We start from the raw sequence: 13,433 nt of genomic DNA, 5'->3' as shown, positions 1-13,433 counted from the left end.
AACCCACCCCTGACCGGCCTACTCCCAAAGACAAAGAACCGGAAATGAACAATGAACGTTACTGAAGCCTCCCTGTTCTGGGGATTCCTGTTGGTTTACGGCGTGGTCATGTATGTGCTGTCGCCGAAGAGCAAGAACGCGAATTCGTTCTATAAAGGTGCTGATGATCACGGTAACCCGGTGGGTCAGTGGTCACTGACGGCCAGTATTTTTATCAGCTGGATTTTTGCCAAGTCGGTGACCAACGCTGCCAACCTGGGTGCGGCCTATGGTGTGGTCGGTGGTTTGGCGTATGCCAGTTACTGGCTATCGATTCCGGTGGCAGGGTATGTGATTTATCTGATTCGTACTCAGACCGGCGCCCGTAGCCTGCAGGACTTTCTGACCTCCCGCTTTGGGCGGCTGGCCAGTCTGGCGTTTGCGGCGGCGATTCTGATTCGGTTGTATAACGAAGTCTGGAGTAACACTGCTGTGGTGGGCGGTTACTTCGGGTTGCCGGGTGAGTGGGAATACTATGCGGCAGCGATGTTGTTCACTGTATTTACGCTGGCCTACAGCCTCAAAGGCGGGCTGCGGTCGTCGATTTTTACCGATGTGATTCAGGCGTTTGTGTTCGTCTTCTTCGTTGGCGCGGTGTTGTTCCTGATCATTCCGGCCAACGATACCAGTGCCCTGCTGAGTAATGGTGAGTTCAAGCTTAACGCCGGCTTTGATCTGCTTCTGGTGGCCTTGTTGCAGCTGTTCAGCTATCCGTTCCACGATCCGGTGCTGACCGACCGGGGCTTTGTGAACAAGGAAAAGACCATGCTTAAGAGCTTTGTGGTGGCCGGGCTTCTGGGCTTTGTGGCGGTGTTTATCTTCAGTCTGGTGGGCGTTCACGCTCGCCTGAACGGCATTGACGCCATGGGCAATGCGCCTGCGGCTGTGGGACAGTCATTGGGGCTGGCGGCGTTGTTCTTTATGAGCGTGGTGATGATGACTTCGGCAGGTTCGACACTGGATTCCACCTTTACCTCGTTGGCGAAATCCCTGGCGGTGGATCTGCCACGGTTGGCGCAGCGCGCATCGGACAGGCTGCCGAGCATGCGGGTCGGTGCGGTGGTGATGGTCGTGTTTGCGTTTCTGGGCAACCTGCCGATGTTCGCCGGCACCGACATCCTCAAGGCGACCACCATCTCTGGCACCATGGTGATGGGCCTGGCACCGGTGTTCCTGTTCTACGGCTTCACCCGCTGGTCACCCTGGAGCTTTCACCTGAGTTTCTGGACCGGGCTGGGGCTGGGCGTGCTGCTGGCCACCGGGCTGATCCCGTCAAGTTGGGCCATTGGCGACGGCAAGTACGCCATGCTGCTTGGGGTCAACGCCTACGGCTTTCTGATCTGTACCGCCGGGTTCTTTCTGCCGCTGGTGTTAAGGCGACTCGCAGGCAAGTCTCTGGCCACCAGTGGGGTATAGGCATGGCCAGCTCCGAGGGTCGCAGTTGTCCGTTGGCCTACCGCTACCATCCGGCTTCACTTTGCCAGGAAGCCAGTCAGGTGTCCGAGGATGTGCTGTATGTCATTGGCGGGCTTTACGGCAATCCATTCGCTCTGGATGAAATTGAGCAGATGGCGCTGGCGGAGGAGCGGCAGGGGCATCGGGTAAAACTGGTCTTCAATGGCGACTTCAACTGGTTCAATGCCAGTGACGCGCTGTTCCGGCAGATCAATAACCGAGTGCTGGATCATACGGTTACCCTTGGCAATGTAGACTTCGAGCTGGCTGCACCCAGCGTCGGAGCAGGTTGCGGCTGCGCTTATCCCGATTTTGTGGATCAGGGCGTGGTTGATCGTTCCAATCGAATGATGGAACGGCTTCAAGCGTTGGCCGATGAACATCCGGATATACAAAAACGGCTGTCCGGATTGCCCAGGTTTCGCTGCTTGATATTTGGAGGCCTAAAGATTCTGGTGCTGCACGGGGACCCTGAGTCACTGGCAGGCTGGGGGCTGGCCCATGAATCTTTTGTCGCCGGCAACGATTCGGTATTGGCGGAATGGTTCAGGGTGTCGGGCGCGGACGTGATTGCCTCCACTCATACCTGCCTTCCCGCACTCTGGTCAGGCGTGGTCAATGACCGGCTCCGTGTGGTGGCGAATAACGGCTCTGCGGGCATGGGTAACCTGCGTTCGGATACCCGTGGACTGATCACTCGTATTGGTTTTACAAGCCCCCTCGCTGAGCCAGTGGCGGGCATTGAACATCGTGGCCTGAATGTATCCCTTATGCCGGTCGCCTACGATCTCGGTGCCTGGTTGTTACAGTTTGACCGGCTCTGGCCCGCTGATTCACCGGCGGCGGTTTCCTACCGTTACCGAATGATCTCAGGCACGTCCCTGAGCCCGGAACACATTATTTTCCCTTCCAATTCGTAATCAATTTGTCACTGGCGGTTGCTTCAATCCGGTCTATTCTAATAGGGCAAGCGTAGCCTGTTCGGCGTGGGCCGCTCAGGCCCAACTTGAAATATATTTTGTGGTCTATATAATTTAACCCTAATTTTTTGACACGAATTGATCACGCTATGACATCAGAAGGCTCGAATACCACCGCCATCACCCTTCGCACACCCGTTAAGGATGATGGCTACAGGCTCCACCAGCTGGTGGCAGAATGCCCTCCGCTGGACCCCAACTCGATTTACTGCAACCTGTTGCAGTGCAGCCACTTTGCCGAGACCGGCGTGGCCGCGGAGAAGGACGGCGATCTGGTCGGCTTTATCTCCGGATACATCCCTCCCCAACAGCCCGAAACCGTGTTTGTCTGGCAAGTGGCCGTTCACGAGAAAGGTCGTGGACAGGGTCTGGCCAAGCGGATGCTGAAAGAGATTGTGGCCCGGGACGCGTGCAAGAACGTGACGCACCTGGAAACCACCATCACCGAGGACAACGAAGCATCCTGGGCGTTGTTCCGCTCATTTGCCCGTGATCTGGGAGCCGAGCTCACCTACCACGAGCACTTTGAGAAAGAGACTCACTTTGGCGGCAAGCATGATTCTGAATTCCTGCTGCGCATCGGGCCTTTCACAAAGCCAGTCTGAGAGTCTGTTACTGACGCAGGCGTTAATAACCGCTATTTGGAGTGGCCGGCAGACTACTGAGGTAGGTCTGCCAGAAGGCTTTAACCAATGTGTGGCTGGCTGATCGCGACGTAACCCGACGGGCTGCCCCACATCTACCTCGAACCTGACATGCTAAGAGGCAAGACAATGGAACTTTTCAAGTCGACCGAATCTGAAGTACGCGTTTATTCCCGCGCCTTTCCGGTGATTTTTAACCGCGCCAAGAACGCGCACCTGTACACCGAAGATGGCAAAGAGTACCTGGATTTTCTCGCCGGTGCCGGTTCCCTGAACTACGGGCATAACAACGATATCCTCAAGAAAGCGCTGCTGGAATACGTTGAAGCCGACGGTGTGAGCCAGGGCCTGGACCTGTTCACCACCGCCAAGCACGACTTCATCGAGTCCTATAAGAAGCACATCCTTGATCCCCGTGGCCTGGATTACAAAATGCAGTTTACCGGCCCCACCGGTACCAACTGTGTGGAAGCGGCCATGAAGCTGGCGCGCAAGGTCAAAGGCCGTAACGGTATTATCTCGTTCACCAACGGTTTCCACGGTGTGACCATGGGTGCCGTTGCTGCGACCGGTAACAAGCACCACCGGGGCGGTGTCGGTACGCCGCTGGGCAACGTCGATTTCATGTTCTACGACGGTTACCTGGGTGATGACGTGGACACCCTGGAGATCATGGACAAGGTACTGTCTGACAGCTCCTCCGGTGTTGAGCTGCCGGCAGCCGTAATCGTTGAGGCGGTACAGGGCGAAGGCGGCCTGAACGTGGCCCGTGCCGAATGGCTGAAAGGCCTGTCCGAGCTGTGCAAGAAGCACGATATCCTGCTGATTCTGGACGATATCCAGGCAGGTAACGGTCGTACCGGTGAGTTCTTCAGCTTTGAATTCGCCGGCATCAAGCCGGACATTGTGACTGTGTCGAAGTCTCTCAGTGGCTACGGCCTGCCGATGGCCCTGGTGCTGTTCAAGCCGGAGCTGGATATCTGGACGTCCGGCGAGCACAACGGTACCTTCCGCGGCAACAACATGGCCTTTGTAACTGCCCGTGCGGCGGTAGAGACCTACTGGAAAGACGACGCTTTCGCCAACGAAGTGAAGGCCAAGACCAAGGTGCTGGGCGACGCCCTGCAGGCGATTTGCGACAAGTACCCGGGTGAGTTCAAAATGAAGGGGCGCGGTTTGATGCGTGGTATTGAAGCCACACATGCCGATGTGACGGGGCCGATCACCAAGCGTGCCTTCGAGCATGGCCTGATTATCGAAACCAGTGGTCCCAACGACGAAGTCATCAAGTGCCTGATGCCGTTGACCACCAGCGAGGAAGACCTGAAGAAAGGTGCCGAGCTGCTGGCGAAAAGTGTGGACGAAATCATGCAGGAAGGGATCAGCGAGGCGTCGTAAGGCGCCTTTCTCATCCGAACATTCATTCTGCAGGATAGCGAAGACGACACTATGACTACCCAACTACATACCGTAGAAAAGATCGGCGGCACCTCGATGACCAACTACGAGGCCGTCCGTGACAACATCATCATCGGTGATCGCAGCAAAGAAGATCTGTACCAGCGCATTTTTGTGGTTTCCGCCTACGGTGGCGTCACCAACGAACTGCTGGAGCACAAGAAAACCGGTGAGCCGGGCGTGTATGCCCTGTTTGCCGACGCTGAATCCGACTGGGCCTGGGGTGACGACCTCACCAAACTGGTGAAGTTCCTGACCGATATCAACGGTGAACTGTTTGAGGATCCCATGCTCAAACAGCAGGCAGACCAGTTCATCACCGACCGTATTGAGGGTGTTCGCGGTTGTCTGATCGACCTGCAGCGTCTGTGTTCTTATGGCCAGTTCCAGCTGGAAGAGCATCTGCTGACTGTGCGTGAAATGCTGGCCGGTATCGGCGAAGCGCACAGTGCTTTCAACACCGCACTGAAGCTCCAGCAGGAAGGCATCAACGCCCGCTTTGTGGATCTCACCGGCTGGCGCGACAATGAGTTGCTGCCCCTGGACGAGAAGCTGAAGCAGGCGTTCGACGCGGTCGACCTGACCCGTGAACTGCCCATCGTGACCGGGTATGCCCAGTGCAAGGAAGGTCTGATGCGGACCTTTGATCGCGGCTACAGCGAGATGACCTTCAGCCGGGTGGCGGTGATCACCGAGGCCCGTGAAGCGATTATCCACAAGGAATACCACCTCAGCTCCGCCGACCCCAATATCGTTGGTGCCGACAAGGTGGTCCCCCTGGGCCGGACCAACTACGACGTCGCCGACCAGCTGGCCAACCTGGGTATGGAAGCCATCCACCCCCGTGCCGGCAAGGGCATGCGGCAGAATGAAATCCCGCTGCGGGTGATGAACACCTTTGAGCCGGAGCACACCGGTACCCTGATCACCGGCGATTACGTCAGTGAGAAGCCCCAGGTGGAAATCGTCGCCGGCGCCAAGGGCGTGTTTGCCATTGAGGTGTTCGACCAGGACATGCAGGGTGAGCCGGGCTCCGATCGTCGCATCCTCGATGTGCTGAGCCGCTTCAAGGTGCGTTTCATGTCCAAGGACACCAACGCCAACACCATCACCCACTATGTCGGCAGCACGCTCAAGCACGTCAAGCGGGTGGTCAAGGCGCTGAAGGAAGAGTTCCCGAATGCGGAGATCAATACCCGCAAGGTAGCTGTGGTTTCCGCCATCGGCAGTGACATGAAAGTGCCTGGCATTCTGGCCCGTTCAGTGAAGGCGCTGGCGGACGAGGACATCAGTGTCCTTGCCCTGCACCAGTGCATGCGTCAGGTGGACATCCAGTTTGTGGTGGACGAGGACAACTACGAGAAGGCCATCGTGGCCCTTCACGGTGTTCTTATCGAACCGCACAACCACGAGTACGCCATCGTCGCGGCCTGAGACCTGGCCTGAATCAGCCCCCCGGGTGGAAGCGAATATTCCGCCGGGGGCTGCGTTGTTTGTCCCACCTCTCCGGGGAAATCCACGCCCTGCTCCCCATCGTATCTTTGAGTACATTTTTCGAACGGTACCAAAGCCATGACCAGGTCTGTATGGCTGGGACCGTCCCCGACCATAACCCCAAATAGTGAAACGGACTCTCTGGTGGGGCTGTACTTCAGGGATGCGTCCCGGTATGAACTTCTGGGAGACAAGGGCGAACAACGTCTGGTTCGTCGACTCACGCACTGTTATCAGGTGATTGGCCGGGAGTTGGCTTTGCCTGAGGAAACCCCACAGACCTACCGCGATATAGTGGGCAGTCTCGGCGATGCCTGTGCTTTTTCAACCCGAAGTCGCCGCGCCTATCATCTTGCCCGCGCATGCCGCAGCAGGCTGGTTGAGAGCAACCTGCGCCTGGCGGTTCACATTGCCCGCCGATACGGTCAATACGGTATTCCGATGGCTGACCTGATCCAGGATGCGAACATTGGTCTGATCAAGGCGGTGGAACGTTTTGACCCGACCAGGGGCTTTCGTTTTTCTACGTACGCCTACTGGTGGATCAGCGAAGAGGTGAAGCGTTGTCTCCAGCGTGGCACCCGACTGGTGCATACGCCGGAAAATGTGGTCGATGAGATTCGGCAGCTGCGCAAGGTGTCCATGCGATTGCACCAGGTCCTGGGGCGGGCGCCGCTTCAGAGTGAACTGGCGCGGGAAATGGAGGCTTCACCTTCTCGCATTGGTGAACTCCGCGCATTGGCGAGCCGGGAGCTGTCCGTCGATGCACCGGTCTCTGGTTCTGACGGCATCACTCTGGGTGACAGTTTGAGTGCCAATGACCAGTTGGCGCCGGAGCACTCCATGGCGCAGCGGGACCGGAAGAAGACTCTGGCCGAGATCCTGGGCCAGTTGACGGAGCGGGAGCGGGCGGTGTTGTCCCGTCGGTTCGGACTGGGGATGCCAGAACCGGACACCCTCCAGGTAATTTCAGATGATTTGGGTATCAGTCGCGAGCGAGTGCGGCAGATTGAGAAGGGAGCCATCCGGAAGTTGCAGTCACAACTCGGGGTAGAGGCCTTCAGTGGGTCGTGAAGAGCCATGCGCCGACAGTTACCTGACAGAGGACGACAACGGCCGTAAGCACCAGTCGCAGTCTCAGGTACCAAGCCGGCCAAAAGGCTTTCATCCACCGGGCATCGACGAAGTAGAGAGCCAGATACGCGGTGGTATACAGCGCAACCTGCCAGGTTGTCGTGAGTAACAGACCGAGACCGGCGGAAAGAAAGAACACCTGGCTGAGTAGCATGGTCACCAGGGGGGAAAGCGGGTAGCACCGGTTTTCCAACTGCATGGCAATGGGCCAGTAAACGCCGCCCATGAAGGCCAGAACTCCCGCGCTGTACAGATAAAACCAGCCGATGATAGCCACGCTGTGTGCCGGTATGAGAAACAGCGAAAGAATGGCTGCAACGAAGGGCAATAGGCCGAGAAGGCCAACGAGAATCGCAAGGCGGGCTACGGCAATCACGATGCTTGCCTCAGCCAGTAACGACCAGAGAGTCGATTCCCGAGGGTGTTGTCGCGGCTGTTACCGCGTTGGTTGAATGCTATTTTCACCGTGGTGCTCCGGGATGACGTGTTACGCCAGTACTTACGAATCCCGGTGGCAATAAGATCAATTGCCCAGTGCCTGGCACTCCCTATGTTGCGGGCAGCTCACCAGATGATCATTGACCATACCTGTGGCCTGCATGAAGGCGTACACAATGGTCGGTCCGACGAAGTTGAAGCCGGCTTTTTTGAGTGCGCGGGACATGGCTTCGGCCTCGCCAGTGGTCACCGGAACTTCAGACAGGGTTTGCCAGTGATTCTGAATCGGCCTGCCATCCACGAAGGACCACAGAAATTCGCTGAAATCGATGCCCTGCTCTTTCAGCTCCAGGAAGCTGCGGGCGTTCTGGATAATCGACTTTACTTTCAGTCGGTTGCGGATAATGCCTGGGTTGCCGAGTAACTCCTCCACTTTGTCGTCGTTGTAGCGGGCAATCCGTTCCGGGTTGAACTGGTCGTATGCCGCCCGGTAGCTGTCCTGTTTGCGCAGGATGGTAATCCAGCTCAGGCCGGCCTGCTGGCCGTCCAGACAAAGCTTTTCAAACAGCGCGAGCTCATCGAATTCGGGGCGGCCCCACACGGTGTCATGGTAGTCGGTATAGAGTGGGTCGGTTCCACACCAGGGGCAACGGTTGTTCTCATCCATAAGGGTTCCTCTTCAGTTCAGCTGCTGGTGTGATGGGCCGATGCCGGCTGAAGGTCAAGGGGCTGTCCGGTGGGACCGGTCTGTCGAGGTCCAGGTCGGCTGTTGGCCCGGCTAACAGGCCTCCTGAAGGCAGCAATAGATGATCATGCCGGTAAACCAGAGTCACCAGGAAGCCTGCCAGCTCGCCGCTGGCGGCCTGCCATCCGGCGTCGTGGCGGTCACAGTACAGGCTGAAGTCCGACCGTACTTCCAGTGTTTGCAGGTTGCCGGCTATGCCCCGCCCTGTGGCTTTCAGCCAGGCCTCTTTGAGCGTCCACACCCGCAGGAAATCTTCGTGGCTGTTGTTGGCCAGTAACCATGCCTGCTCATCCGGAGTAAACCAGCGGCGCACTACTTTTTGCCAGTGGGGATGCCGGTCGAGTGGCTCCAGATCCAGACCGATACCCGGCTGCCCGCTGACCGCACATCCTGACAGACCGCCGCTGTGGCTCAACGACAGGTGCCAGCCCTCGGGGCGAGCCGAGGCTACGGGGCGGCCGCTGACCGGTTCACAATGTCCGGCCGGACACTGGGAGCCGTGCCCGATGGCCTGTCGAATCAGCCAGCGGCTGCTCAGGTACTCGCGCTGCCTGGGCCCGGAAAATTTGGCCACCGTGGCCCGCTCGTAGTCGGTCAGCCAGCCCGGACACGACAGCACATCGGCTTCGGGCTCCCGGCACAGCCAGACTGTGGGTGCCGTCTCAGGGTTGCAGTCGCTGGATGTGCCAGCCATCACCTTGCCTCACGTATTCAAAGCGATCGTGCAGGCGGCTGGGCCGGCCCTGCCAGAATTCAATGCGCTCCGGGATCACCCGGTATCCTCCCCAGAAACTGGGCAGGGGGATTTCCCCTTCACTGAACTTACGTTTGATTTCAGCCACTTTCTGCTCAAGCAGGCCGCGGGACGTAATGGCCTTACTTTGCTCCGATACCCAGGCGCCAATCTGGCTGCCCCTTGGGCGGGAGGAAAAATAACGCAGGGATTCCGCCTTGCTCACCTTTTCCACGGCGCCCTGGATTTTCACCTGGCGGTTCAGCCCAATCCACGGAAACAAAAGGGCCGCTTTCGGGTTTTGTTCCAACTCCTGGGCCTTGCGGCTGCCGTAGTTGGTATAGAATACAAAGCCACGGTCATCATAATACTTCAGCAGCACAGTTCGCAGGTCCGGCATTGAATCGCTGCCAGCGGTGGCCAGGGACATGGCGTTGGGCTCCAGAATGCCCGCGGCTCGTGCGTCATCAAACCAGGTATGGAACTGTCCTATCGGGTTCTCATCCAGCGTGCTCCGGTGCAGGCCCTCGCTCTCGAATTCACGTCGCATGTCACTGATATCCATCGGATGGATCCTGTCGTAAATAGTGAGTCTTCAGTACTATACAGATACGGTGGTCTATTCTTTCAGGATTGGCGAGTGATGGAAACTGACGGGCAACAATCGGGGAGTTCTGGTGTGGCCAAGGCGCAAACGCAAAAGCCTGTGTACAGGAAAGTATGGTTCTGGTTGGTGTTGCTGCTGGTGGCGTATACGTTGGCCGGCTTTTTTCTGCTGCCCTGGTGGCTGCAGCGGTTTGTCCCTGAACAGCTGGAACAGCGCATGGGCTGGCAAGCACAGGTCGAGGAGATCAAAACCAATCCGTTCAGCATGAGCTTGGATATCCGCACCCTGACGGCGGATGACGCGGACGGCGAGCAAGTCATCGGGTTCGACCGGTTGTTTGTCGATCTGGGGTTCTGGAAGCTGTTCACCGGTGTTGTGGGGCTGCAGGCCATTGCGATTGAGGAGCCCTTTATCCGGCTCGATCTGCTGGACGATTACAGCGTGAACTTCGCGAGGGACTGGAACGAGGCCAACCCGGCCGCGACTGAGCCGGAGTCGTCGGAGGAAGACACGTCCACGCCACCAAAGCTGTACTTCCAGCAAATCACTATCAATGGCGGTGAGTTGTTGTTCCGGGATTTCAGCAAGGCGGAATCCGCCAACTTCCGGATTTCACCCCTGGACCTGACCCTGAACGACCTGGCCACCTGGCAGCGGGACGACACCCAGAGTAACTATTACCTGTTGGCCGCACTGGGAAACCAGACCATCGAGTGGGAAGGTGATCTTAGTATCAATCCGTTGTATTCAAAGGGCTTTATCCGGGTAGCGAATATTGATCATGAGACCCTGAAACATTTCCTGAAGCCCTATCTGCCCTATGATCTCCGGGGTGGGAACGTCTCTGTCAGCACCAACTATGAATTGCAACTGATGGACCAGCTGTACCTGACAACATCGGAAGGTGAACTGGAACTGGAAGAGCTGGCAGTCGCGCTGGACCAGAATCGGGAGGATGTTGCCCTGAAAACCGGGCGGCTGGCTGTTGAGAAGGTTCGTTTTGGCCTGACCGGGCGGACCGCCGAGATTGGCATGATCACGGTGGATGCCCTGGATCTGGCAATGGAACGTGGCCCTGATGGTGCGATCGATCTGCTCGCCCCTCTCCAGCAGGAGCCCGGCAGTGAGAGCGATGAAGATGCCGGGGATTCATCCGGGCCCGGTTTCCAGTGGTCCATGGCCGGGCTGGAGCTGGCTGACAGCCGCGTACAATGGCGCGATCGCCAGCCGGAGACATCCGCAGAGATAGCGGTAGAGCAGCTGGCGCTGACTCTGGGGCGTATTTCCCATGAACTGGGGGAGCCCGTTCGCTATCAACTGCAGGGCACCCTTGCAGAGGGCGGATCGCTTGGGCTGGATGGACAGGCGACCCTACAGCCTTTCACCCTGGAGGCCGGCGTGACAGGCTCCGGCGTGCAACTGGCGGGTTTTGAACCCTATATCCGTGAAATGGCGAACCTAGACGTTCGCAGCGGTCAACTGACGGTGGATGGCAACCTGGATCTGGACGGTCAGCAGGAGCCGCTGACCGGTACCTTCAGTGGCACGGCCGAGGTTGCCGGTCTGAACCTGACGTTGCCGGATTCGGACGAGCCTCTGCTGGCCTGGCAAACCCTCCGTCTGGCACCACTGGAGTACAACGTTTATCCGGCTCGTCTGGAAATCGGCACTATTACCCTGAGCGAGCCAGCCGCTAACGTCGTACGTGGTGGCGATGGGCTCCACAATCTTGAACGGATTATACGTGACTCCGGGGCCGCGTCTGATGATGCTGACGAGCCCTCGGAGGGTAATGGCGGAGAGCCCGACTTTATTTTTCGTATCGAACAGCTGCTGCTGGAAGACGGTGCGGTCTCCTACACCGATCGAACCCTGGAGCCGTCATTCACCACGACGTTCGACGAACTGAACGGGACGGTCGCCGGCATCAGCAACGTTGCGCCCCAGCAGGGCAAGGTGTCGGTGCGTGGCCGGGTGGATAAGGTTTCCGAGCTGAACTTCGAGGGTACCCTGGGTACATTGGGTACCGATGATGTCAGCCGGTTGAGCCTGGCAATGAAAAACGGTTCCCTGCCCAACCTTTCGCCCTATTTCGGGCGCTACCTTGGTTACGGCGTGGACAGTGGCAAACTGAAAGTTGAAATGGATTATGAAATCGCCGGGAGCCGCATCGACGCCACCAACATGATCGTGATGGACCGACTGGAGCTGGGGCAGCCGGTGGCAAGCGATGAGGCGGTGGGTGCCCCGGTCAAGCTGGGGCTTGCGCTGTTGCGGGATCGCCAGGGTGTGATCGAAATTGACTTGCCGATCAGTGGCAACCTGGATGATCCCGATTTCAGCGTTGGAAAGGTGGTGATGCGGGCCTTTGTGAATATCCTGGCCAAGGCTGCGGCGTCACCTTTCAGCGTTCTGGGTTCGGTTGCCGAATTGGCGGGTTTGTCGGGAGAGGAACTGAGTCAGGTTAACTTCCTCGCGGGTGAGGTTGCACTGGCCGAGGGTGAGCAGGCGAAACTGGATGCCCTCGCCGATGCGCTGTCGGAACGACCTGCATTGTTGCTCAATATCCGGGGTGTGGTCGCACCGGACGCTGATGGACTGGCACTGATGAAACAGCGACTGGAGGAGCAGAACGGTGGCAGCCTGAGTGATGAGGCCTGGGAGCAGGCGCGCCAGGAATACCAGGCCGGAAATCGATCGTTACCCCCGGAGGCCTTGGGTAACCTGGCATCCGCCCGAGGCGTCTGGCTGCGGCGGCAAATGCTGGAAGAGTATGACGTTGCGCCCGAACAGCTGTTTTTACTGGACCCGGTACGGGATGCCATAGCTGATGATCAGGGGCAGGTTGCTGTCGAGTTTGCACTGGATGCGCGTTAGTCGGCTTCAGGGCTTCCGGTAGGGAAACCCGGTCAGGAAACCCGGCGGTAACTGTAATCCCCACTGCTCAACGAGAAGTCGGTACTGTCCGCTTTCCATCAGTGGTTCAAACAGCCGAATCATGCTTTCGGCATCCACGGGTGCGTCGGGGTGGGTAATGATCGACAGGCGGTAGGACTGGTCAGTAACCTCGGATACCAGAAAGGTATTCCAGTCTTCCGGGTGGCGCTTCAGATGGTTCTGAAGGTAGGCGCGGCTGACAATTGCGACTTCCGCAACCGAAGGCCTGTCTGCCTTGATCAGATTGATGTTGCGCTGGTGGCTGTCGGAAAACTCGATACTGAATCGCTTCTCCAGTTCCGAATTGTCGGTTTCCAGATCGGCGAAACCGTAGTGGTAGCCGGAAATGGCGACGATCCGCCGTTTGCTTACGTCATCAAAGAAACTCAGGTCACGGCCGGGCTTCTTTAAGGCCAGGTAGATATCTTCATCGGTCAGGATGGGGATCGTGGCGTTGAAATCGTGACCCTCCCAGCCCCAGTTCGGACTCTCGAAGAAAATGACATCGTACAGACCAGCTTCAAAATCCAGGTGGCGCCGCTGGGGCGAAGTGTGAATGATCTTGAACCGGATATCCTGATGGGCATCTGCGACACGTTCCAGGGTCCCGGCGAGCAAGCCCGCGACCTGATTGTCCTCGTTGATACTCGCAATGGGGGGGAAGTTATACACACCCACCCGGATCTCTGTCTCGGCCCTGACTGTGGAGAGAGTCAGCCCGACGGCGAAAAGAGTCGTCACTAGAACTGTGTTTTTGAATAGTTGGGCT

General features: G+C 57.9%; 12 protein-coding genes. 7 read left to right on the top strand and 5 right to left on the bottom strand.

Annotated elements, in window-relative coordinates; translation table 11 throughout:
- The first annotated feature begins 51 nt into the window (after positions 1 to 51).
- From ACQUWM_RS16005 to ACQUWM_RS15980, 6 genes are all read left to right on the top strand, one after another.
- A complete protein-coding gene (locus ACQUWM_RS16005) occupies positions 52 to 1,455 on the top strand; it encodes a sodium:solute symporter family transporter (RefSeq protein ID WP_428922816.1) in 1,404 nt (467 codons plus the stop codon).
- A 2-nt stretch (positions 1,456 to 1,457) separates the two neighbouring features.
- Positions 1,458 to 2,414 carry a hypothetical protein gene (locus ACQUWM_RS16000; protein ID WP_428922815.1) on the top strand — a complete coding sequence of 319 codons (957 nt, stop codon included), beginning with the start codon at positions 1,458 to 1,460 and terminating at the stop codon, positions 2,412 to 2,414.
- 149 nt (positions 2,415 to 2,563) lie between these two features.
- Complete coding sequence (gene ectA / locus ACQUWM_RS15995) at positions 2,564 to 3,079, top strand: diaminobutyrate acetyltransferase (protein ID WP_407001784.1); 516 nt, start codon at positions 2,564 to 2,566, stop codon at positions 3,077 to 3,079.
- Between the two features lie 168 nt (positions 3,080 to 3,247).
- Complete coding sequence (gene ectB, locus ACQUWM_RS15990) at positions 3,248 to 4,516, top strand: diaminobutyrate--2-oxoglutarate transaminase (RefSeq protein WP_407001785.1); 1,269 nt, start codon at positions 3,248 to 3,250, stop codon at positions 4,514 to 4,516.
- A gap of 51 nt (positions 4,517 to 4,567) precedes the next feature.
- Entirely contained in the window at positions 4,568 to 6,010 is a 1,443-nt protein-coding gene (locus ACQUWM_RS15985) for an aspartate kinase (RefSeq protein WP_428922814.1), read from the top strand.
- Positions 6,011 to 6,148: 138 nt separating this feature from the next.
- Complete coding sequence (locus tag ACQUWM_RS15980; RefSeq protein ID WP_428922813.1) at positions 6,149 to 7,144, top strand: sigma-70 family RNA polymerase sigma factor; 996 nt, start codon at positions 6,149 to 6,151, stop codon at positions 7,142 to 7,144.
- Here ACQUWM_RS15980 and ACQUWM_RS15975 read toward each other — a convergent pair.
- The 4 genes from ACQUWM_RS15975 to pdxH all read right to left on the bottom strand — a co-directional run bounded on the left by ACQUWM_RS15975 (position 7,131) and on the right by pdxH (position 9,685).
- Positions 7,131 to 7,580 carry a DUF3429 domain-containing protein gene (locus ACQUWM_RS15975; RefSeq protein WP_428922812.1) on the bottom strand — a complete coding sequence of 150 codons (450 nt, stop codon included), beginning with the start codon at positions 7,578 to 7,580 and terminating at the stop codon, positions 7,131 to 7,133. The two genes, ACQUWM_RS15980 and ACQUWM_RS15975, sit on opposite strands and share 14 nt — an antisense overlap.
- 147 nt (positions 7,581 to 7,727) lie before the next feature.
- On the bottom strand, positions 7,728 to 8,309 hold the full coding sequence (locus ACQUWM_RS15970) for a DNA-3-methyladenine glycosylase I (RefSeq protein WP_428922811.1): 582 nt from the start codon (positions 8,307 to 8,309) through the stop codon (positions 7,728 to 7,730).
- Entirely contained in the window at positions 8,302 to 9,081 is a 780-nt protein-coding gene (locus ACQUWM_RS15965) for a 4'-phosphopantetheinyl transferase family protein (protein ID WP_428922810.1), read from the bottom strand. The genes ACQUWM_RS15970 and ACQUWM_RS15965 overlap by 8 nt, the downstream gene beginning before the upstream one ends.
- On the bottom strand, positions 9,050 to 9,685 hold the full coding sequence (pdxH, locus tag ACQUWM_RS15960; RefSeq protein ID WP_428922809.1) for a pyridoxamine 5'-phosphate oxidase: 636 nt from the start codon (positions 9,683 to 9,685) through the stop codon (positions 9,050 to 9,052). Before pdxH ends, ACQUWM_RS15965 begins: the two co-directional genes overlap by 32 nt.
- Positions 9,686 to 9,826: 141 nt before the next feature.
- Here pdxH and ACQUWM_RS15955 point away from each other — a divergent pair, with 141 nt between their 5' ends.
- Positions 9,827 to 12,604, top strand: coding sequence for a DUF748 domain-containing protein (locus ACQUWM_RS15955; RefSeq protein WP_428922808.1), 2,778 nt, complete (start codon positions 9,827 to 9,829; stop codon positions 12,602 to 12,604).
- A gap of 6 nt (positions 12,605 to 12,610) precedes the next feature.
- Here ACQUWM_RS15955 and ACQUWM_RS15950 read toward each other — a convergent pair whose 3' ends face one another.
- A complete protein-coding gene (locus ACQUWM_RS15950) occupies positions 12,611 to 13,405 on the bottom strand; it encodes an amino acid ABC transporter substrate-binding protein (protein ID WP_407001792.1) in 795 nt (264 codons plus the stop codon).
- Between the last annotated feature and the right edge of the window lie 28 nt (positions 13,406 to 13,433).

The sequence above is a fragment of the Marinobacter sp. DUT-3 genome, assembly GCF_050379435.1.
In the GTDB taxonomy this organism is placed as follows: domain Bacteria; phylum Pseudomonadota; class Gammaproteobacteria; order Pseudomonadales; family Oleiphilaceae; genus Marinobacter.
This window is presented reverse-complemented; position numbering and strand designations above follow the sequence as displayed.

What these genes read in the sequence shown, in the direction of transcription:
- ACQUWM_RS15980 (WP_428922813.1), top strand. Translation starts at nt 6,149, where the DNA reads ATGACCAGGTCTGTATGGCTGGGACCGTCCCCGACCATAACCCCAAAT.
- ectA (WP_407001784.1), top strand. Translation starts at nt 2,564, where the DNA reads ATGACATCAGAAGGCTCGAATACCACCGCCATCACCCTTCGCACACCC.
- ACQUWM_RS15965 (WP_428922810.1), bottom strand. Translation starts at nt 9,081, where the DNA reads ATGGCTGGCACATCCAGCGACTGCAACCCTGAGACGGCACCCACAGTC.
- ACQUWM_RS16005 (WP_428922816.1), top strand. Translation starts at nt 52, where the DNA reads ATGAACGTTACTGAAGCCTCCCTGTTCTGGGGATTCCTGTTGGTTTAC.
- ectB (WP_407001785.1), top strand. Translation starts at nt 3,248, where the DNA reads ATGGAACTTTTCAAGTCGACCGAATCTGAAGTACGCGTTTATTCCCGC.
- ACQUWM_RS15985 (WP_428922814.1), top strand. Translation starts at nt 4,568, where the DNA reads ATGACTACCCAACTACATACCGTAGAAAAGATCGGCGGCACCTCGATG.
- pdxH (WP_428922809.1), bottom strand. Translation starts at nt 9,685, where the DNA reads ATGGATATCAGTGACATGCGACGTGAATTCGAGAGCGAGGGCCTGCAC.
- ACQUWM_RS16000 (WP_428922815.1), top strand. Translation starts at nt 1,458, where the DNA reads ATGGCCAGCTCCGAGGGTCGCAGTTGTCCGTTGGCCTACCGCTACCAT.
- ACQUWM_RS15970 (WP_428922811.1), bottom strand. Translation starts at nt 8,309, where the DNA reads ATGGATGAGAACAACCGTTGCCCCTGGTGTGGAACCGACCCACTCTAT.